Annotated in this window: 15 protein-coding genes; 8 read left to right on the top strand and 7 right to left on the bottom strand. The window is 66.0% G+C overall.

Features of this window, described 5'->3' with window-relative positions:
- Positions 1 to 14: 14 nt before the first annotated feature.
- Positions 15 to 698 (bottom strand): RraA family protein, encoded by a 684-nt coding sequence (locus tag FB598_RS19640; RefSeq protein ID WP_141918123.1) that lies wholly within the window; start codon positions 696 to 698, stop codon positions 15 to 17.
- 316 nt (positions 699 to 1,014) lie between these two features.
- Between FB598_RS19640 and FB598_RS19645 the strand changes: the two genes are divergently transcribed.
- From FB598_RS19645 to FB598_RS19670, 5 genes are all read left to right on the top strand, one after another.
- The gene (locus tag FB598_RS19645) at positions 1,015 to 1,971 is read left to right on the top strand and encodes a LysR family transcriptional regulator (RefSeq protein ID WP_141918119.1); all 957 of its coding nucleotides are present in this window, start codon (positions 1,015 to 1,017) and stop codon (positions 1,969 to 1,971) included.
- 346 nt (positions 1,972 to 2,317) lie between these two features.
- Positions 2,318 to 2,797: a hypothetical protein gene (locus tag FB598_RS19650; RefSeq protein WP_255464111.1), complete on the top strand. Its 480-nt coding sequence runs from the start codon at positions 2,318 to 2,320 to the stop codon at positions 2,795 to 2,797.
- A gap of 589 nt (positions 2,798 to 3,386) precedes the next feature.
- Complete coding sequence (locus FB598_RS19660) at positions 3,387 to 4,694, top strand: Zn-dependent hydrolase (RefSeq protein WP_141918111.1); 1,308 nt, start codon at positions 3,387 to 3,389, stop codon at positions 4,692 to 4,694.
- 285 nt (positions 4,695 to 4,979) lie between these two features.
- Positions 4,980 to 6,602, top strand: coding sequence for a methyl-accepting chemotaxis protein (locus FB598_RS19665; RefSeq protein ID WP_141918108.1), 1,623 nt, complete (start codon positions 4,980 to 4,982; stop codon positions 6,600 to 6,602).
- Between the two features lie 588 nt (positions 6,603 to 7,190).
- Positions 7,191 to 7,595 carry a DUF4148 domain-containing protein gene (locus FB598_RS19670; protein ID WP_141918104.1) on the top strand — a complete coding sequence of 135 codons (405 nt, stop codon included), beginning with the start codon at positions 7,191 to 7,193 and terminating at the stop codon, positions 7,593 to 7,595.
- A 218-nt stretch (positions 7,596 to 7,813) separates the two neighbouring features.
- On the opposite strand, the gene FB598_RS19675 is transcribed toward FB598_RS19670, so the two are convergent.
- The 3 genes from FB598_RS19675 to FB598_RS19685 all read right to left on the bottom strand — a co-directional run bounded on the left by FB598_RS19675 (position 7,814) and on the right by FB598_RS19685 (position 12,470).
- Positions 7,814 to 8,947: a mechanosensitive ion channel family protein gene (locus FB598_RS19675; protein WP_141918099.1), complete on the bottom strand. Its 1,134-nt coding sequence runs from the start codon at positions 8,945 to 8,947 to the stop codon at positions 7,814 to 7,816.
- A 120-nt stretch (positions 8,948 to 9,067) separates the two neighbouring features.
- Complete coding sequence (locus FB598_RS19680; RefSeq protein ID WP_255464113.1) at positions 9,068 to 11,164, bottom strand: FUSC family protein; 2,097 nt, start codon at positions 11,162 to 11,164, stop codon at positions 9,068 to 9,070.
- A gap of 415 nt (positions 11,165 to 11,579) precedes the next feature.
- On the bottom strand, positions 11,580 to 12,470 hold the full coding sequence (locus FB598_RS19685) for a LysR substrate-binding domain-containing protein (RefSeq protein WP_141918090.1): 891 nt from the start codon (positions 12,468 to 12,470) through the stop codon (positions 11,580 to 11,582).
- A gap of 208 nt (positions 12,471 to 12,678) precedes the next feature.
- Between FB598_RS19685 and FB598_RS19690 the strand changes: the two genes are divergently transcribed.
- The gene (locus tag FB598_RS19690) at positions 12,679 to 14,169 is read left to right on the top strand and encodes an acetyl-CoA hydrolase/transferase family protein (protein ID WP_141918088.1); all 1,491 of its coding nucleotides are present in this window, start codon (positions 12,679 to 12,681) and stop codon (positions 14,167 to 14,169) included.
- Positions 14,170 to 14,172: 3 nt separating this feature from the next.
- On the opposite strand, the gene FB598_RS19695 is transcribed toward FB598_RS19690, so the two are convergent.
- Positions 14,173 to 15,177, bottom strand: a complete 1,005-nt coding sequence (locus FB598_RS19695; RefSeq protein WP_141918083.1) for a LysR family transcriptional regulator — start codon at positions 15,175 to 15,177, stop codon at positions 14,173 to 14,175.
- Between the two features lie 143 nt (positions 15,178 to 15,320).
- Here FB598_RS19695 and FB598_RS19700 point away from each other — a divergent pair, with 143 nt between their 5' ends.
- Positions 15,321 to 16,565, top strand: a complete 1,245-nt coding sequence (locus FB598_RS19700) for an MFS transporter (RefSeq protein ID WP_141918078.1) — start codon at positions 15,321 to 15,323, stop codon at positions 16,563 to 16,565.
- Between the two features lie 151 nt (positions 16,566 to 16,716).
- On the opposite strand, the gene FB598_RS19705 is transcribed toward FB598_RS19700, so the two are convergent.
- On the bottom strand, positions 16,717 to 17,943 hold the full coding sequence (locus FB598_RS19705) for an MFS transporter (RefSeq protein WP_141918075.1): 1,227 nt from the start codon (positions 17,941 to 17,943) through the stop codon (positions 16,717 to 16,719).
- A 91-nt stretch (positions 17,944 to 18,034) separates the two neighbouring features.
- A complete protein-coding gene (locus FB598_RS19710) occupies positions 18,035 to 19,225 on the bottom strand; it encodes a serine hydrolase (protein ID WP_141918071.1) in 1,191 nt (396 codons plus the stop codon).
- 116 nt (positions 19,226 to 19,341) lie between these two features.
- Between FB598_RS19710 and FB598_RS19715 the strand changes: the two genes are divergently transcribed.
- Entirely contained in the window at positions 19,342 to 20,286 is a 945-nt protein-coding gene (locus tag FB598_RS19715) for a LysR family transcriptional regulator (RefSeq protein WP_141918205.1), read from the top strand.
- Positions 20,287 to 20,318 lie beyond the last annotated feature (32 nt).

Consider the following 20,318-nt stretch of genomic DNA (forward strand, 5'->3'; position numbering starts at 1 on the left):
GATGCCGGCGCGGTTCACAGGCCGAACGGCGTCAGTACGCGGGCCAGCCATTCCTGCTCGACGCGGCCGTTGGCGATTTCAGCCTTGATGGCCTCTTCGTACGCCTGGGTCTTGCGGGCGGCGTCGATCAGCGACTCGGCCTGCGCCTGCGGGAAGCACACCAGGCCGTCTTCGTCGCCGACCACGATGTCGCCGGGATTGACCACCTGGCCGCCGATGGTGACCGGCACGTTGATGTGGCCGGGGCCGTTCTTGTAGGGGCCGCGGTGCGAGACGGCGCGCGCATAGCAGGGGAAGTCGGCCTCAAGAAAAGCCGCGGTGTCGCGCACCGCCGAGTCCAGCACGAAGCCGGCGCAGCCGCGCTGCTGCGCGTACAGCATGATCAGTTCGCCCACCAGCGCATTGCTGGTCTCGCCGCCGCCGTCGACCACCAGCACGTGGCCCGGCTGCATCATCATCAGCGCCTTGTAGATCAGCAGGTTGTCGCCGGGACGGGTCTTGACCGTGACGGCCGTGCCGACCAGCTTCTTGTCGCCATGGATACGGCGCAGGCCGCCCATGCCGCTCAGGCGCTGCAAGTTGTCGGAGAGGTGCGAGACGACAATGTCCTGCAAGGCGGCGACGATGTCGGCCGGGGCCGGCGCGGCAACGGGATTGATCTGGAAAGGCAAAGCGGAAACAGGGACAGTGGTCGCCATGTCGATCTCCTCGGATGCATGTTGTTTTGGTTGATGGCCGCATCATAGGAGCGATAAAAACGCAAAAAAAGCGATATTTAATTATCAGAAATCATCGCTTTTAAGAATGTATTGCACATCCGGCATGAAACGGCTTTGGTGGCGCAGGCGCGCTCCCGGACAACGGGAAAGGCTTCTCGCACAACAAGGAAAACAAAGGGAACACGGCGGCAACGGGCCGGCGATGGCCGGCGGGAGAAAACAAAAGCGATGCCCCGCTTGCACTACAATGCGCCATCCGCCGTGGCGCCACGGCGGCCTGCCAGGAAATGCCCCCATGTTCTCGTTCAAGCAACTCGAAGCCCTCTACTGGATCGCCACCCTGGGCGGTTTCGCGCCGGCCGCGCGCAAGCTCAACACCACGCAATCGGCGGTCTCCAAACGCATCAAGGAACTGGAAGCCAGTTTCGACACCCCGCTGTTCGACCGCGAACACCGCCAGGCGCGCCTGACCGAAAAAGGCGAAGAGATGCTGCTGATCGCGCGCCGCCTGCTGGAGCAGCGCGATATCGCCATCGAGCAGTTCAGCAAGCCCGAGGTGATCGAGCGCCGCCTGCGCATCGGCGTGACCGAACTGACCGCGATGACCTGGCTGCCGCGCTTGGTCAGGCGCATCCACCAGCACTATCCGCGCGTGGTGATCGAACCCGACGTGGACTTGAGCGTGCACCTGCGCGACAAGCTGCAAAACGATGAGATGGACGCCATCATCGTGCCCGACGCCTTCACCGACCCCGGCCTGTCGGCGCTGCCGCTGGCCAGCGTCAAGAGCGTATGGCTGGCGCGGCCGGGGCTGATCGGCGAGCGCAAACGCCCGCTGCGCATGCATGAACTGGCCTCGCACACGATCCTCACCCAGGGCAACAAATCGGGCACCGGCATCATCTACGACCGCTGGATCAAGTCGCAGTCGATCTTCCCCGGCCATTCCTTGAGCTGCAGCAGCGTGGTGGCACTGATCGGCCTGACGGTGTCGGGCATGGGGGTGAGCTACCTGCCCTACCAGCCCTTGCGCCCGCTGATCGAGAGCGGCACGCTGGAAATCATCGAGACCACGCCCAAGCTGCCCGATGTGCCCTACGTGGCGCTTTACCGCAGCGAGCGCAAGAGCAGCTTCATTTCATCCATCCTGATGCTGGCGCAGGAGTGCTGCGCGTTTTCCGACATGTTCCAGATCGAGGAACTGGCGGGCCAGCAGCATGCCAGGAAACGTAATTCCGGCCCTTTTTTTTAATATTCAGACAATAATTACGCCGGGCGTTGTCGCTTCCGCATCGGACCGGAGAAAATTTTCATGCGTTTTTTTTGCAGCGCACTATACTTCCATCAATTTCCACAAGGAAATTTTTAGAACGCATCCCATCCACGGGCTTCGCTGTCCGCGCGATGCGTTCTGCCAAGGGCAAGGGACGAGACGCCGCCGATTCCGGCTGGGAAACCGGAGTGGCCGCAAGGCCGGCAGCGCTCGCAGGGGTGGCAGGGAAACCGCATGGGAGCGGCTTCTCCGCCGCGATTGATTTCGATTCAAGCAGGTCGCGCGGGCCTTTGTCGGACCGGCGCCCTGCGCAAACAAGAACAACATGAATCCAACGCCACCGGATTCGGCCGAGTCCGACATGCCGCAACAGATGCGGGTGCGCACGCTGATCGATGAGATCGGCGCGCTGACGCTGCATGTCCAGGAGCTGGGCCGCATGGCCGAAGAGGCCCGCCAGCTGTATGAGCGGGGCGAGATGCCGCCGCCGGACGATCCGCGCCGCTTGATCGACGAAGTCGAGACCTTCCGCCGCAAGCTGGAACACGCCATCGTGCGCATCTTCGAGGAAATCTTCGGGCCGCGCACCGACACCATCGAACGCCAGATGAGCATGCGCCTGATCGCCGAGATCGGGCCGGCCGCTTTCGTGCAAAAGGTACTGTGGGGCGAGGAAATCAGCGACATCGCGCTGACCATCGCCTTGGAACGCATGATCCCTTCGCTGGAAAAGCTGGTGGAGCAATATCCGGCCGCCTTCCTGGAACAAGCCAATTCGGTGCTCGCCCGCTTCAAGCGGCAGTGACGCGCGCGCCGCGACAGGCGGCCACACCCGCCCTGCCCCTTTACTCCTGTCGGTTCGCGGCGCTGGCGATCCTGGGCATCGTGCTGCTCACCATCGGCTTCTTCACCTCGCACTCGGCCGCCAGCAGCTGGCCCGGCGCTTGTGGCATCCAGGCCGGGCCTGAATACGTTCAAGAAAACACCCGCCCCGGCCGTAATGCCGTTCAGTTAAGCGCTGAACGGCATTTGTGTTTGTGGAGGTTTGTGGTGCCCAGGCTCCGTTCGCCCTGAGTAGCTGCGCAGCAGCGTATCGAAGGGCAAGCAAGACCGGTAAGGCCGACACGCTGGCTTCGATACGGCCCTGGCGGGCCTGTTCAGCCCGAACGGGCTCGGGTGATGCGTGCTTCAGAATTAGCCTTAACTGAACGGCATTACCGACCCGGCCGGTCCCGTTCCGGTTTCTTCATTGGCGCGCCCGGAGCAGGGCCCGCCGCCGCCGGGCGCGGCATGACAATTGCTTGTCACTACGGATAAATGGACAGCAGAATGCCCCATGGCGCGCCATCCCTGGCTGCCGGCTCTAGCGCCATCACATCACATTGGAAGCAGACATGGATATCAAGATCCCGGCCGCGACGGCCGAGCCCGACGTGCCGCTGGCGCAGCAGCTGTTCGCACAACTGCGCAGCGACAACGAGGCCCTGCATGGCGCCGCCCACGGCATCACGCGCGACACCTACGGCGCCGGGGAACAGCGCGCGCACGAACTGATGGCATCTACCGCGCGCCGGCTTGGCCTGGAAGTGAGCACCGATGCCGCGCTCAACCTTTACCTGACGCTGCCCGGCCGCGATCGCGCCGCCCCCGCGCTGATGACCGGCTCGCACCTCGACTCGGTTCCGCGCGGCGGCAATTACGATGGCGCCGCCGGCGTGGTGGCGGGACTGTCGATACTGGCCGGCTGGATCGCGGCCGGCATGCAACCGCAATGCGACGTCACCGTCATGGGCGTGCGCGCGGAAGAGAGCGCATGGTTCCCGCTCTCCTACATCGGCAGCAAGTCGGCGTTCGGCCTGCTGGGCGCCGACGCGCTGGAAATCCTGCGCCTGGATACGCGGCGCAGCCTGCGCCAGCACCTGGCCGAATGCGGCGGACATCCCGCGGGCATCGCCGATGGCCAGGCGCACCTGAAGGCGGAACGCATCGCCGGCTTCCTCGAGCTGCATATCGAGCAGGGGCCGGTGCTGGTGGAAGCGGGCGAACAGGTAGGCATCGTCACCGGCATCTGCGGCAGCCTGCGCTACCGGCACGCACAGGTGCTGGGCAACTATGCGCATTCCGGCGCCACGCCGCGCAGCCATCGCCACGATGCCGTGGCCGCGCTGGCGGAAGTGATCGCCCGCCTGCAGCAGGACTGGGCGCAAATGGAAGCGCAAGGGCATGAGCTGACGCTGACCTTCGGCCAGGTCTATACCGATGCGCAGCAAGCCGACATCAGCAAGGTCTCGGGGCAGGTCAGCTTCGGCGTCGATGTGCGTTCGCGCAGCGTGGACAGCCTGCAGCGCATGGAACGCCACCTGCTGGATGCGGTGGCCGCCGCCGAGCAGAAGCATGGCGTGCGCTTCGCGCTGGGCGAGCGCACCGGCAGCCAGCCGGCGCACATGGACGCAGCCCTGCAAGACGAGCTGCAAGCCGCCGCCGAACGCCTGCGACTGGCGCATCGCCGCCTGCCCAGCGGCGCCGGGCACGATGCCGCGCTGTTCGCCAACCAGGGCATCCCGACCGCGATGCTGTTCATCCGCAACGGCAACGGCAGCCACAATCCGGACGAGGCGATGGCGCTGGACGACTTCGCCGCCGGCACGCGCGCGCTGGCGCAGGTGATGGCGGCGCGCGCCGGACTCGCGCCGAAAGACTGAGAAAGGCTGACGCGGCCACGCCATTGCCTGGCGGCGGGGTGTGACGCATGGCAGCATCGCCACAGACCGCCACATGCCTCCACATACCGCGAGGCAACTCTGTTGCTTTCCCGCATCCGCGTGCGACGGCTATTCACGCCGCCTCCAAAAGCCAGTAATCTGGATCGGCAACTGCTGTCGCACCGGGTCGCCTCGATCCGCCGCGGCAGCGGCCACGCCCAATAACAACCAACAACAATAATCCAGAGACCTGTGGCGCAAGCCACCATCCATTTTGCCGACATCATGAATATCCTCTCCCGCATGCGGATTTCCAACCGCCTGACCTTCGGCTTCGCCATCGTGCTGGTGCTGGCCGTGCTTTCAACCTCGATGGCGCTGTACAACGCCAAGCGCAACGCCGACGCCACGCGGCAGATGATGGAGGTCCCGCTGGCCAAGGAGCGGCTGGTGGCCGACTGGTTCGTGCTCACCTATTCCGCGGTGGTGCGCACCTCGATGATCGCCCGCAGCACCGATGCCGAGCTCTCCAACACCTTCAAGGAAGACATCGAGGAAAGCGTCAAGAAGGGCAGCGCCATCATCAAGAAGATCGAACCGCTGCTGTCTTCGGATGAGGAAAAGGCGCTGATGGCCGTCATCATCGAGGCCCGCAAGAAATACCAGGGCGCCAAGGAACTGGTGATGAACACGCGCAAGACGGGCGACGCCGCCGCTTCGGAAAAAGCCTACAAGGAAGTGTTCGACCCGGCGGCCAAGGCGTATGGCGCGCAGGTCAACAACCTGCTGGCGATGCAGCGCAACGCCATCGACCGGCTGGCCGCCAGCATCGACCAGAGCAGCGAGCGCAGCATGCAACTGATGATCGTGCTGGGCATCCTGCTGGTGGCCATCGGCGCGGTGGCGGTGGTGATCATTTCGCGCAGCATCACCACGCCGTTGAAGCGGGCGCTGGACGTGGCCAGGATGGTGGCCGCGGGCGACCTCTCGGCCACCATCGAGCAGCACGGCAAGGATGAGATCGCCGAACTGATGCGCGCGCTGAACGAGATGAACGAATCGCTGCGCACCATCGTCAGCGAAGTGCAGGTCGGCACCGAATCCATCACCACCGCGGCAGGCGAGATCGCTTCCGGCAATTTCGACCTGTCCTCGCGCACCGAACAGCAGGCCGGCTCGCTGGAAGAGACCGCGGCCTCGATCGAGCAGCTGACCTCGACCGTCAAGCAGAACGCCGAGAATGCGCAGCAGGCCAACCAGCTCGCGATGGATGCCTCGGACGTCGCCCGCAAGGGCAGCGGCGTGGTGTCGCAGGTGGTGGAAACGATGAACGAGATCAACCGCTCGTCCAACAAGATCGTCGACATCATCAGCGTGATCGACGGCATCGCCTTCCAGACCAACATCCTGGCCTTGAACGCGGCGGTGGAAGCGGCGCGCGCCGGCGAACAGGGCAGGGGCTTCGCGGTGGTGGCCTCGGAAGTGCGTTCGCTGGCGCAGCGTTCGGCGGCGGCCGCCAAGGAGATCAAGCAGCTGATCGACGACTCGGTAGGCAAGGTCGACACCGGCAGCAGATTGGTCAACCAAGCCGGCGCCACCATGGGCGATGTGGTCGACAGCATCCGGCGCGTGACCGACATCATGGGCGAGATCTCGGTCGCCAGCCGCGAGCAGAGCTCGGGCATCGAGCAGATCAGCCGCGCCGTCACCGAGATCGACGACGCCACGCAGCAAAACGCGGCGCTGGTGGAACAGGCCACCGCCACTTCCGACATGCTGCGCGCGCAAGCGCAAAAATTGGCGGAGGCCGGACGCAAGTTCAGCCTGGGCCATCCATTGCCGGCAGGCGCCGCCCGGCGCGAACGCGACATCACCCCGTCGCCGCTGCAACTGACGCCTTCGGCCTGAGGTCCTGCCGCAGGCAGGTTCCGGACCGTCCCTTGGCGGCGCGCGGGTTCATGCCGTGCGCCGCATCCCATTCCGCTCTTTCCTTCCCCTGGCGGCCGCCCGAGAGCCGCCCGCCATCAACCGCGGCGCGAGCTGGCGTTGATGATATTCGCCCCCACCTGCCGGGATATGACACAGGAACATGTTTGAAGAACTTGCTCAAATCCATTGAACAAGTTCATTGGCATTTTGTATCGCGGCAATAGGCAACCTCTTGTCCGGCCTCCGAGGCCTGGTTGCACCGGTCCGTGCGGTCATGCTGCCATTGATGGCACAATCCCTTGCTGCAGCGGCTTTCCAGGCGATCACGGGCGGTTTTTGCGGGAATCCCGCATGTCGCCGCGATAGGGGAAAATTGCCATAGATTCAATGGTCTTGTACGAAAAAACTGATTGTTCTACTTTTGGGAATTATGTATTCCGGTTTTGCGCCTTTTTCTTGGGCCTTCCGATCCTTACACTTGGTATCACGATGAAAGCGAAAAGCGACTGATCCACAAACGTCGGGCCGGGCTGAATCGCGCATCTTCTCTCTCACAAGGAAACCATCATGAACACCAAGAACATTGCCAGGAACCTCATTGCAGGCCTTTTGTTGAGCAGCGCCGTCGGCGCCGCCATGGCTGAAGCCCCATATCCTCCGGAATCCCCGATCGTGTCGACCAAGTCGCGCGCCGAAGTGATCGCCGAGCTGCAACAAGCCCGCGCCAACGGCGAGATCCTGGTCACCGACCAATACCCGATCGACAAGCCTTTCGTGTCGACCAAGACCCGCGCCGACGTGGTCGCCGAACTGAAGGAAGCCCGTGCCAACGGCGAGATGGTGGTCACCGACCAATATCCCGTGGACAAGCCCTTTCGTTCGACCCTGACCCGCCAGCAAGTGCAGGAAGAACTGCAACAAGCCCGCTCCCAGGGCAATGTCGTCGGCAGCGAACAGTATCGTCCGCTGTAATCGGGCCTGATGCGCGGCAAGCCCGCGCATCCCCCGGCGCAGTACGCAGTAACCGGCAGCGCGCGCCATCCGCGCCCGTTGCCGAGGACGCCGGCGATCCCGGCGTGCCAAGCTCTCCCCAGGCGGGCCCCATGAAAGCGACAGTCTCTCCCCTCGGTCGCAAGTAGTGTGGCCCGCCTACCTTTTTGCCTTCCCGTTTTCTCTTCTTCCAGCGTGGTTCAAACGCCGCCTTCCCTGGGCGAGCCATCGATGATGGCGCCCGGCGCGTCGGCGTCGGCATCGGGATCGTTGTGCGCCTGCACTTCGGCGCGCAGGCGCGGCAGCGCGTGGGGATAGTTCTTCGCGATAAAGTCGATCATGTGTTCGCGGATCTGGCAACGCAGCTCGAAAGCGCTGCCGGAGTCGGCGGCGGAGACCAGCAGGCGGATCTGCATGTTGCGCTCGCCGGCGTCGGTCACGTGCATCACGCATACGCGCTTGTCCCACAACGGCAAGGTCCGGCACACGCGCTCGAACTCGGCCCGCACTTGCTGCGTGGGCACGCTGAAGTCCATCCACAGGAACACCGTGCCGAGGATGGTGGAAGAGGTATGGGTCCAGTTCTCGAAAGGGTTTTCGATGAACCATTGCAGCGGCACGATCATGCGCCGCTCGTCCCAGATCCGCACCACCACGAAGGTGCCGGTGATCTCCTCGACGCGCCCCCATTCGCCCTTGACGATGAGCACGTCGTCGATACGGATCGGCTGGGAAAAGGCGATCTGCAACCCGGCGAAGAAATTGCCAAGCACCGGCTTGGCGGCGATGCCGGCGACGATGCCGGCCAGGCCTGCCGAAGCCAGCAGGCTGGCGCCGAACTGGCGCGCGCCCGGCAGCGTCAGGAGCACGAACGACAAACCCAGCAGCCCGATGATGAAATACGCGCTGCGCGAGAGCACCCGGGTCTGGGTCAGGATGCGGCGCGCCCTGAGGTTGTCGGCAACGTCGTAGGGATTGAGCTTGATGACGGCGACGCTGACCGATTTCACGCAACGGATCAGGAACCAGGTCAGCGCCAGGATCAGCGCCACCGAGGTCAGGTAGGAGATCGAGGTCAGCCCGGGCGTATTGTCCGGCGCGCCGGTCAGCACCAGGCGCAGCAGGAACAGGATCAGACACAGACGGCTGGCGTTGTAGGCCACCTCGGTGGCGGTGATGGTGAACAGATGGCCGCGGGCCAGGCGGCGCATCAGGCCAATGCCGATGCGATGGGCGATGACGGCCACCAGCACCGCCGCCAGCGCCGCGCCGAGCACGATCAGGCCCGAACGCAGCGGGCCTTCGTTCATGTTGTAGAGGAAATCCAGGTCCATCGCACTCCTTCCATATGGTGGCCACGGCAATGCCGTGGATGCAAACGCTGTGTTCGCGTTCGAACCGGGAAGGGGGATTTTGTTTCCGCTTTTTGTTTCCGCTGCTTGGCCTGGCCGCGCTCAATGCCGCGCCGGGGCAGGGCAGAGCGCCGCCGTCAGCAGGCACAAGGTTTCCACCGCATCGGCCTGGGCCAACTGGATCGGCGCGGGGCGCCGGCGCGACAATTCATGCAAGGCCGCGCCGTCCCGCGCCGCCAACGCCGCGCCCATCTCCTGCAGCCAGGGAACCAGGCCGGCCGCGCCCGGCTGCGGATGCGTCCACACATGGCTGGCGTCCGCCGCCAGGCGGCGCGACAACGCCACGGCGGTGCGGCCGGCGCCGCTTTCGCCCTCGGCCAGGCTGCGCTCACGCATCAGGCGCTGCAGCAGCAGGCCGGCCTCGACGTTGGCCACGCAGGCATCGCGTCGCCGCGCATGCATGCGGGCGACCTCGGCGCCGTCGTGCCCGGCGCACATGGCGTCGGCCAGATACGCGAGGTTGAGCTGCACCATGCGCAGCAATTGCGCCCGCACGTCGACCGGCTGGCGGCGCGGCCAGAACAGGTAACTGGCCAGCACCGCCACCGCCGCGCCGATCACGTTGTTGCCGGCGCGCAGCGCGGCGTTGGTCAACTGCTGCGCGGGATCGACCGCTACATCGGCCACCAGCACGAACACCGGCGTGAGGAAGGTCGCATACAAGCCATAGCTGACCGGGCGCAAGGCCATGGTCAGCACCGTCAGCGGAAACACCAGCACCGCCAGCGCCAGCGGCGAATGCACCACCAGGCACAAGGCCAGGGCCAGCACGCCGCCGACGATGCTGCCGATGGCGCGCTCCATGCTGCGCGCCCAGCTGTCGGCAATGCTCGGCTGCATCACCAGCATGGTGGCCATGGTGGCCCAATAGCCGAACGGCAGTTCCAGCAGATGCACGATCAGGTAGGTGGCCCCAGCGGCCGCCGCGCAGCGCCAGGCGTGATGCATCTCGGCTGAACCGGCATTGGTATGCAGCGCCGCCTTGCGCCACAGGGCGCGCGCACGATGCCACAGCGCGCGCAAAACGCCGTCGGCGTCTACGCCGGCAACGCGTGCGGCCTGCTTCAGCCCGGCCGGGTCGATAGCGCCGACGCCCGCGGCCAGCGGGGCCTCCATCAATTGCAGCACGCGCCCGGCGCCGCTGGGCAGGCGCGCCACCAGTTGCCGCAACCGCAGCATGATGCGCGCGTCATCGGCAGCCGCGATGCTGTCGCCATTGGCCATCGCCGCCTGCATGCCTTGCAACAGTTGCGCCATGCCCTCCAGCACGCGCGCGGTGCGGCGGCCGGCAGCGGGTTCCTGGTAGTGCGTCAGGCGCAGGTCGGCCAGCACGGTGATGCAGTCGAGCAGCTCGCCGGCACGCGCCAGCCGAACCAGCAGGTTTTCGTAGAGGCGGCGCGATTCGGTGCGCTCGCCGGCCACCGCGTCGAGCGCGCGGCGCGCATTGGCGATGTCGACGCGCGCATGGCGGCGCGTATGCGCGGCCAGTTCGGCGGCATGAGCCAATTGCGCGGGGTCCTGGTCATTGCGGCTTGCGGCGGCGATCGCCGCCAGTTCCGCCAGCGCGCCATAGACCCGCGCCACCGCCTTGCGCGCCGGCGCGAAAGGGTGGATACGCCAGACCGTCAGCCCCAGCAGCACGGCCCACAGGCAACCGCTGAAATAAATCAACACATGGCTTTGCGCCAGCGGCCACAGCACTACCGGCGCGTCGGCCATGATGGCCGAGACCCCGGCCGCCAGCATCAGCACCAGCCCGGCGGCAGCGCCGTAGATACGCGAGAATCCTGCCACGCCGGCGCAGGCCATGATGGCCAGCAAACCCGCCTCGACGCTCCAGCCGGCGACCGTGGCCGCGAACATGCCGCCCAGGGTGGAGGCCAGGGCGAAGCCGCCCATCGACGCCAACCGCGCGCGGTTGGAACCGGCGCTGTCGGCCAGGCAGGTGAGGAAAGCGCCGATCGCCGCCCACGAGAACAACGGATTGCCCAGCCATTCGCCCAGCAGCAACATGGCGCTGGCACCGCAGGCCGCGCGCAGGCCCTCGGACAGGCTGGCGTTGCGCAACGGGAAATCCGCCTGCCAGCGCTCCAGCCGCGCGCGGGCATGGCGCCAGGGGGTTCGGACGAGACCACGCAAGAAGGAAAAACCGGGGATGGATAGCGGCGGCGGCATGCTAAGGGTGCGGCGGGTCGGTCTGAAGTGGGGGAGGGGGAAGCCGAGGCCCGCGCGCTTTATTCCCGCAGCGGCGTCATTCCGGTTCCGCCGCCACGGCCGGCAGGCGCTGCAGGCATCGGCAGGAGGCAGTATAGGAAGGCCGAAATATTCTTTGTATGACTTAAGTGCTTATATTTCATTCCAAAGCAGAATAGTTTGAAAAGCACATTCAGACGCCTGATGTTGTTTCATGCTTCAGCCCACAACCCGTCGTCCCGGCGCATGCCGGGATCCAGTGTCTTTCGTTGCCTCCCGATGGCCGTTGAACGACGCTGGGTCCTGACTTTCGTCAGGACGACGGGGGAGGGTCGTCGTTGCCGCCCTGGCTACACGGCATTTATTTCACCCCCCCGGCAAACAATTCCCCGCTGATCCCCATCCACGCCCGCGCCGCATGCGACAGGTAACCGCCGCGCGTCACGTAGGCGACCTGCCATTGCACCTCCGGTTCGACCAGGCGCACCGCCTGCAACTGGTCGGTGGCGATGCGGTGGATGAACGGTTCGGGCAGCAGGGCGGCGCCCATGCCGGCCAGCGCCATGGCCACCAGCCAGTCCCACTGGCCGCTTTGCGCGGCGATCTGCGGGGCGATGCCGATGTCGCCGAAGGTGCCGCGCAAGCTGCGCGTGAGGCCGAATTCGTTGTTGAGCATCACCAGCGGCATGCCGTCCAGCTGGGCGCAGCGCAAGGTGGCCCGGTTCTTCTGGAAGCTGCCAGCCTGGGACACAGCCCAGATCGGATAGCGCGCCACCGGCATGACTTCCAGCTCCAGCTCGGGATCGACGGGCAGCACCGTCATGCCGATCTCCAGCTCGCCATTGGCCACCCGCTGTTCGATCTGCGGGCCGGTGTCTTCCTTGAGGTTGAGCGCGATTTCCGGATGGCGCTCGCGGAAGGCCTTGAGCACCGGCGTGCACAGGATGTTGATCATGGGCGGGATGCCGATGTCCAGGTGGCCCAGGCGCTGCGCCTTGGTGTCGCGCACCTCGGCATGCAAGCGCTGCATCGAGGCCAGGATCTGCTGGCCCTGCTCATAGACCACGCGGCCGGTGTCGGTCAGCGCCAGGCGGCGGCCGTCGCGGATCAGCAGCGGGGCGTCCACCTCGTCTTCCAGCTGGCGCACCATCTTGCTGACGGTGGACTGGGTCACATGCAGCGCGTCGGCTGCGCGGCTGAAGCTGTTCAGGCGTACCGTTTCGGTGAAATAGCGCAGGGCGCGGATATCCATGTCGGCCGGCTTTCGAGGGTGAATTCGAGGGAGATCAAAGTATGCAGATTCCGACTGGAATCGCAGAATTTAAATCATACAGTGCATGCAGGCGGACTTCTATACTGAAGTAAAACAAGAATGAAAGAAGTCCGTTCCGCAGGCCATGCAACGCTCACTGGCGCGGATGCACTTCTCTTTTCCAAAAGAAACCGAGCAGGAGCACACCATGGACAACCAGCGCATCCGCCAGCCCGAATTGGCCGGCAAACTGATGTCGGCCGACGAGGCCGCCGCTTTCTTCCACAATGGAATGACCATCGGCATGAGCGGCTTCACCCGCGCCGGCGACGCCAAGGCCATGCCGCGCGCACTGGCCGAACGCGCCAGGCGCGAGCCATTGCGCTTTACCGTCATCACCGGCGCCTCGCTGGGCAACGGCAGCGATGGCCTGATGGCCGAAGCGGGCCTGCTGGCGCGGCGCCTGCCGTTCCAGGTGGATGCCACGCTGCGCGGCAAGATCAATGCCGGCGAGGTCATGTTCATCGACCAGCATCTTTCCGAGACCGCCGAACAGCTACGCGGCGGCACGCCGTCAGGCATCGACATCGCCGTGATCGAAGCGGCGGCCATCACCGAGCACGGGATCGTGCCGACCATGTCGGTGGGCAATTCGGCCAGCTTCGTCGAACAGGCCAAACAGATCGTGATCGAACTCAATACCAGCGTACCGCTGGGGCTGGAAGGCTTGCATGACATCTACCTGCCTGGCGATCGTCCGGCGCGCGGCCCGATCCCGCTGACCAGTCCGCAGCAGCGCATCGGCGGCACGGCCATTGCGTTCGATCCGGCCAAGGTGGTCGCCATCGTGCTGACCGAAACGCCCGACAGCCCCTCCTCGGTGCTGCCGCCGGACGAGGAAACCAATGCCATCGCGCGCCATGTGATCGGTTTTCTCGAAGGCGAAGTGGAGGCCGGGCGCCTGCCGCACACGCTGGCGCCGCTGCAGGCCGGCATCGGCACCATCGCCAACGCGGTGCTGCACGGGCTGGTGGATTCGCCGTTCCGCGGCCTGACCATGTATTCGGAAGTGCTGCAGGACAGCGCCATCGAACTGCTCGACTCGGGCCAGCTGGCGTTCGCCTCGGCCTCGTCGATCACGCTGTCGTCGGCCAAGTATGAGCACTTCATCAAGCACCTCGACCGCTACCGCGACAAGCTGGTGCTGCGTCCGCAGGAAATCAGCAACCATCCGGAGCTGGTGCGTCGGCTGGGCATCATCGGCCTGAACACCGCGCTGGAGTTCGACATCTACGGCAACGTCAACTCCACCCACGTCGGCGGCACGCACATGATGAACGGCATCGGCGGCTCGGGCGACTTCGCCCGCAACGGGCAGATCTCGATCTTCGTCTCCAAGTCGGTGGCCAAGGGCGGGGCGGTTTCCAGCGTGGTGCCGATGGCCACGCATGTGGACCACAGCGAGCACGATGTCGATGTGCTGGTCACCGAGTGGGGCCTGGCCGACCTGCGCGGACTGGCGCCGCGCGAGCGCGCGGTGCAGGTGATCGAGCATTGCTGCCACCCGGATTACCGTGCGCAATTGCGCGACTACTTCGAGCGCGCCTGCCGGGCCGGCGGCCATACGCCGCACCTGCTGGGCGAAGCCTTCTCCTGGCACCAGCATTACGCGCAGCACAAGACCATGCGTTTGCGCTGAACCTCAATCTTCCTGACCGGGCGGCGTCTTGCGCCGCGCCAGCGCATCCCAGCCGACCGCGCCGCGCACGGCGCCGGGCATGGCTTCCTTCATGGTGTCGATGAAATGGCGCAGGCGCGCCGGGTAAAAGCGCGCGTAGGGATACAGCAGCGACACCGGCAGCGGCGCCGGCTCCCATTCCGGCAGCAACTGCACCAGCCGGCCCGCCGCCACATCCTCGGCCAGGATCCATGACGACCCCACCGCCACGCCCATGCCTTCGATGGCCGTATTGCGCAAGGCGTACAGGCTGTCGGTGACCAGCTGCGGACGGAACGAGATGTGCTTTTGCTCGCCGCTGCGCGCATGGGTGAGCGTCACCTCGCGCCGGTAAAAGGCGGGAATGGCGATCCAGGGCAGGGCGGCCAGGTCGGCCGGATGCTGCGGCAGCGGACGGCCCGCCAGCAACGACGGCGCGGCCACCGTCATGCGCGGCACTTCGGCCAGGTGGATCGCCACCACGGAAGGGTCATGCACCTCGCCTACCTGGATCGCGCAATCGATGCCCTGGGAAATGAAATCGGCGGCGCGGTCATGCAGCAGCCACTCCACCATGACCCGCGGATGGCGGCGCATGAATTCCGTGAGCGGCCCGATCAGCTGTTTCTGCCCGAACGCGTGCGGCACCACCACCCGCAACGCCCCCTCGGCCTGCAAGCGCGCCCCGCGCAGGTCGCTTTCGAACTCGTCCCATCCCGCCAGCAAGTCCTTGGCGCGCTCGTAGCAGCGCTCGCCGTCGTCGGTCAGTTTCATCGCATGCGTGGAACGTTGCAGCAGGCGCACCCCCAGCGAACGCTCCAGCGCCTGCAAGCGGCGGCTGATGGTGGGCTGGGTCATACCCAGCTGGGATGCCGCGGCCGACAGGCTGCCGGCTTCGACGATGCGCACGAAGGTCTGCATGAGCTCGATGCGGTCGGTCAGGCCGGCGGCAAGCGCTGCTGTCTGGGCGGAGGCGGGTGGCTTGGTCATACGCCAAACGTATATCAATTCTGCTGATTGCGCTACTACCGTATGCGAGCCGGGTGGCGCAGAATCCGCCTCAACGCTGGCATACAAGGCTTTCCAAGACCAGCTCGACGCAAATCCATGGCAAACATTTCGGGAGTTTCATCATGAATAACATTCCTAACACGCATATAGCCCCGGGCGACCTGGCGGCCAAGGCGCATCCGCAGGCGCATGGCCTGTCGCCGGCCCTGATCCTGCTGCTGGCCACCGGCGCCGGCCTGTCCGTGGCTTCCCTGTATTACTCGCAGCCGATGCTGGGCATACTGGCCGACGATATCGGCGCTTCCGAGCGCGTGGTCGGCATGGTGCCGATGTCGACCCAGCTCGGCTACGCGCTGGGCATCCTGCTGCTGGCGCCGCTGGGCGACCGCTACGACCGCCGCCGCATCATCCTGATCAAGGCCGCGGTGCTGGCTGCCGCGCTGCTGCTGGCCGGCGCCGCTTCCGGCGTGGGCATGCTGCTGGCCGCCAGCCTGGCGGTCGGCTTGTCGGCCACCATGGCGCAAGACATCGTGCCGGCTGCCGCCACCCTGGCGCCGGAACAGCACCGCGGCCGCATCGTCGGCACCGTGATGACGGGCCTGTTGCTGGGCATCCTGCTGTCGCGCGTGGTGAGCGGTTTCGTCGCCGAAAACTTCGGCTGGCGCGCCATGTTCGTCGGCGCCGCCGCCAGCATCGCCTTGATCGGCGCGGCCGCGTGGCGCGGCCTGCCGCGCTTCCACCCGACCACCCGCATGCACTACGGCGCGCTGCTGGGTTCGTTGGCCAGCCTGGTCAGAAAGCATGGCGCCCTGCGCCGCGCCGCCCTGGCCCAGGGCCTGCTGTCGATCGGTTTCTCGGCCTTCTGGTCGACCCTGGCGGTGATGCTGCATGGCGCGCCGTTCCACCTGGGCAGCGCCGCCGCCGGCGCCTTCGGCCTAGCCGGCGCTGCCGGCGCCCTGGCCGCGCCGCTGGCTGGCCGCATCTCGGACAAGAAGGGCCCTGAACTGGTGACCCGCCTGGGCGTCGGCCTGGCGACCGTATCCTTCGCTGCGATGGCGCTGTCGCCGTGGTTTTCCAAGGAGGGCCAGCTGGCCCTGATCGCGCTGGCCGCCATCGGCTTCGACCTGGGCGTACAGGCCACGCTGGTGGCGCACCAGACCATCGTCTACGGCATCGAACCCGGCGCCCGCAGCCGCCTCAACGCGGTGCTGTTCGTGGGCATGTTCATCGGCATGGCCAGCGGCGCGGCCTTGGGCAGCCTGGCGCTGGCGCAGTGGGGCTGGATCGCCGTGATCGGCCTGGCCACGCTGACCTCGATCCTGGCGCTGGCGGTGCGCCTGTGGCCGGGCGCCGCCCAGGCGCGCTGAACGCCCGGCTGCTACTCCCGGCCTTTTCCTGAAGCGGTTCCGGTGCCAGCCGGGGCCGCTTTTTTCATTTCACGATGGCTCCGGTACCGCACGAATGCGGGAAAGCGCCGCAAGCCTGCCTTGGGCCAGTACAGGGCAGTGCGCGCGCCGTTCATGGTTGCGCCTCTGCCTGTCTATCGGGCGTCGTTGCCGGGCATGAACCGGCCGCACCCACCGGTGCGGGAAAGCCATCCCGCCGGGCCGCCCACACTACCGCCAGCGTCGCCGCCAGCAACACCAGCAAGGCCGGTGCGAACGCGCCGACGCCCAGCCGTTCGAGCAGCACGCCGCCGACAATGCCGCCACCGGCAATCGCCGTGTTCCAGGCGGTGACCAGCATGGACTGGGCGACATCCGCCGCCTCTCCTGCCGTCTTGGCCAGCGCCGTCTGGAACAGCGTCGCCGCACCGCCGAAGGCCAGGCCCCAGGCGGCCACCGCTGCATAGACCACGACAGGCGCATCGCTCCCCACGCCCAGCGCCAGCGCGGACAGACCGAACACGACAGTGCTGGCAAGCGTCAGCGCACGCAGATGGCGGTCGATCAGCACGCCGATGATCCAGATACCCAGCAGCGAGGTGACGCCGAATACCAGCAGTACCAAATCCGTCCGTTCGACCATGCCCGCCGCCGCAAGGAACGACGCGATGTAGGTATAGAGGATGTTGTGCGCCAGCACGAAGGCCAGAACCACGAACAGCACCGGGCGCACGCCGGCGATCCTGAAAACACGACCCAGAGACAGCCGCTTGCCCGCCGGCTGCCCGGCGAAATCCGGCACCTTGACGCGCACCCACACCATGAGCGCCAGCGCCAGAGCGCTCATGATGCCGAAACACATTCGCCAACCGACCAGATTGCCGAGAAAGGCGCCGGCCGGCACACCCAGCGACAGCGCCAGCGGCGTGCCGGCCATTGCAATGGCGATGGCGCGCCCTTTCTGGCGCTCGGGCACCATGCGCGCGGCATAGCCCGCCAGCAGCGCCCACAGCAGCCCGGCCGACACGCCCGCCAAGAAGCGCGCCGCCATCGTCAGAACATAGCTCCCGGAAAGCGTCGTGACGGTATTGGCGACGACGAAACCTGCGATGGCCGCCAGCAGCAGCGGGCGGCGGCGCACGCCCTGCGTGGCGGCAGTCAGTGGAATCGCCGCCGCCAGCGAACCGATAGCGTAGATCGTCACGGTCTGGCCGACCCAGGCCTCGGACACTGCCAGGCCCTGCGCCATCTGCGGCAGCAGTCCGGCCGGCAGCGCCTCGGTCAGGATGGTGATGAAAGCCGCCATCGCCAATGCCAGCAGCGATGCCAGCGGCAGGCGGTCATGGGCAACGGCGCTCATCGTCCAGTCTCCCGCGCGGGTTGCGCCGTGTCGCCCAGCGTGGAGCCGCGGCGAAACGCGATGACCGCCATGCGTGCGGGTATCGTCTGCATCATCGCACCTCCAGCGCGCCATAGACGGCATCGCGCAGGTCGGTGACGAAGCGGCCGGACATGCCTTCGTACAGCGTATTGGTGAAGGCGACGACGCTCAGGCCCTGCGCCCGATCCACGAACCAGGAATGGCCGTAGGCGCCGCCCCAGCGCCATGTGCCCGCCGATTCGGGCGAAGCGGCGAGCACCGGGTCGCGCAAGATCGAGAATCCCAGGCCGAAGCCGAAGCCCGGCGCATCGGGCAGTTCCCGACCGTCCGTTTGATCCCGGGCCATCTCCGCGATCCATTCGTTGGGCAGGAACACACCGTTGCCCTGGCGTAAAGCTTCCAGGAGGCGCAGCAGGTCTTGCGCCGTCCCCGCCATGCCTGCGCCGCCCGAAGGAAATGCCTGCGGATCGAAGATGCGGGATGGACTGTAGGTGATGCCTACGGTGCCGTCGAAGGCCGCGACCGTCTCGCCCTCGGCCAGCCGATGCGGCTGTGGCGTGTCGTTCACATAGACGGTCGCCACCCGCTGGGGATCGCGAGCGGCAAAGCCGGTGTCGATCATGCCCAGCGGACCGGTCACCAATCGGTGCACCGCCTCGTCCAGCGGCGTGCCGTGGATGCACGCGATCAGCGCACCCAGCACATCCGTCGCCAATGAATAGCCCCAGGCCGCGCCCGGTTCGTATAGCAGCGGCACGCTGGCGAGGCGGCGCAGGTTCTCCTCCAGGCTGATACCGGACGCATCCATGCCGTCCGACACGCCGGCCCGTGCGTAGGGGCCGGCTGCGTCGGCCTCGAAGAAGCGATAGCCGAGACCGGCCGTATGGCTGAGCAGTTGCCGCACCGTGATGCGTGCCAAGCGGCCGTCGACAAGCCGGGGCTGGAATTCGGGCAGCCAACGCTCGATGCCCGCGTCCAGGTCGAGCCGGCCTTGCGCCACCAGCGCCAGTGCCGCAGTGGAGACGATGGGCTTGCTCACCGAAGCCAGCCGGAACACCGTCTCGGTGGTCATCGGCCGCGCGCTTTCGCGGTCGGCGAAGCCAGCGGCCTGCTGGTGGATCAGTTCGCCGTCGCGCGCCACGAGGATGACGGCACCGACCAGCCGCTGGTCGTCCAGGGCTTGCTGAACGGTGTTGTGAATGCGTGTGCTGAGATGCGCCGGCGGAACGCCTTGGCGCAGGAAAAGTGGAGGATTCGTCATGACAAGTTGCTCGACTCAATGAGTGAAACCTTGATGATAGAAATCCTGCGATTAAAGAAAAAGTAGGCTACAGTTCCTGTTTGTGCGGATATATAAGTCCGCAATTGAGGTGCAAAATGGATAGCCTGAACGGCTTCGTAGTGTTCGTGCAGGTGGCCGAAACGCGCAGCTTCGTCGCCACCGGCCGGCTGCTGGGCGTGTCGGCCTCGGCCGTCGGCAAGAGCGTGGCGCGACTGGAGGAGAAGCTGGGGGTGCGCCTGTTTCACCGCAGCACGCGCAGCGTCACACTCACGGCCGAGGGCACGCTGTTCCTGGAGCGCAGCCGCCGCATCCTGGCCGAGATCGAAGCGGCGGAACTGGAATTGTCGCAAGCCAGCACGGCGCCCCGAGGACGCTTGCGCGTGAGTCTTCCGCTGGTCAGCTCGCTGGTACTGCCGGTGCTCGGCGAGTTCATGCGCGAATACCCCGAGATCGAGTTGGACCTGGATTTCACCGACCGGATGGTCGACGTGATCGAGGAAGGTTTCGACGCGGTGGTACGCACGGGCGAACCGACCGACTCTCGCCTCACTGCGCGCCGGCTGGGAACCTTCCGTTCGATGTTGGTCGCCTCACCCGACTATCTTGCGCGGCGAGGTACGCCCAAAGTGCCAGCGGACCTGCTGGAACACATCTGTTTGCATTACCGCTTCCCCAACAGCGGCAAGCTGGAGACCTGGGCGCTGCGGCAAGCACCCGGTGCGCCGGAACTGCAATTGCCCACCTCGATGATCTGCAACAACATCGAGACGCGCGTGTGTTTCGCACTGCAAGGACTGGGGATCGCCTACCTGCCGGACTTCGCTATCCGCGAGCCATTGGCCGATGGTCGGCTTCAACCCATCCTCGCGGACCATGTGGAGCGCGCCGGCGTCTTCCATGTACTTTGGCCCGCGAGCAAGCATCCCTCGCCGAAGGTACGGGCGCTGGTGGACTTCCTGTGCGAACGGGTGTTTCCAGCTTCCGAGGACAAGCCCGAAGCGGCACCTCGACGCCTGGCCAACGGCCACGGACAGCAATAACCCTGCCGCCAGCCGCGTCAAATAACAATCGT

It is taken from the genome of Herbaspirillum sp. SJZ106, from assembly GCF_006715495.1.
GTDB lineage: Bacteria > Pseudomonadota > Gammaproteobacteria > Burkholderiales > Burkholderiaceae_D > Herbaspirillum.

Bases quoted from the DNA above. Each gene is read 5' to 3' on its own strand.
- FB598_RS19640 (WP_141918123.1), bottom strand. From the start codon at position 698: ATGGCGACCACTGTCCCTGTTTCCGCTTTGCCTTTCCAGATCAATCCC.
- FB598_RS19645 (WP_141918119.1), top strand. From the start codon at position 1,015: ATGTTCTCGTTCAAGCAACTCGAAGCCCTCTACTGGATCGCCACCCTG.
- FB598_RS19650 (WP_255464111.1), top strand. From the start codon at position 2,318: ATGAATCCAACGCCACCGGATTCGGCCGAGTCCGACATGCCGCAACAG.
- FB598_RS19660 (WP_141918111.1), top strand. From the start codon at position 3,387: ATGGATATCAAGATCCCGGCCGCGACGGCCGAGCCCGACGTGCCGCTG.
- FB598_RS19665 (WP_141918108.1), top strand. From the start codon at position 4,980: ATGAATATCCTCTCCCGCATGCGGATTTCCAACCGCCTGACCTTCGGC.
- FB598_RS19670 (WP_141918104.1), top strand. From the start codon at position 7,191: ATGAACACCAAGAACATTGCCAGGAACCTCATTGCAGGCCTTTTGTTG.
- FB598_RS19675 (WP_141918099.1), bottom strand. From the start codon at position 8,947: ATGGACCTGGATTTCCTCTACAACATGAACGAAGGCCCGCTGCGTTCG.
- FB598_RS19685 (WP_141918090.1), bottom strand. From the start codon at position 12,470: ATGGATATCCGCGCCCTGCGCTATTTCACCGAAACGGTACGCCTGAAC.
- FB598_RS19690 (WP_141918088.1), top strand. From the start codon at position 12,679: ATGGACAACCAGCGCATCCGCCAGCCCGAATTGGCCGGCAAACTGATG.
- FB598_RS19695 (WP_141918083.1), bottom strand. From the start codon at position 15,177: ATGACCAAGCCACCCGCCTCCGCCCAGACAGCAGCGCTTGCCGCCGGC.
- FB598_RS19700 (WP_141918078.1), top strand. From the start codon at position 15,321: ATGAATAACATTCCTAACACGCATATAGCCCCGGGCGACCTGGCGGCC.
- FB598_RS19705 (WP_141918075.1), bottom strand. From the start codon at position 17,943: ATGAGCGCCGTTGCCCATGACCGCCTGCCGCTGGCATCGCTGCTGGCA.
- FB598_RS19710 (WP_141918071.1), bottom strand. From the start codon at position 19,225: ATGACGAATCCTCCACTTTTCCTGCGCCAAGGCGTTCCGCCGGCGCAT.
- FB598_RS19715 (WP_141918205.1), top strand. From the start codon at position 19,342: ATGGATAGCCTGAACGGCTTCGTAGTGTTCGTGCAGGTGGCCGAAACG.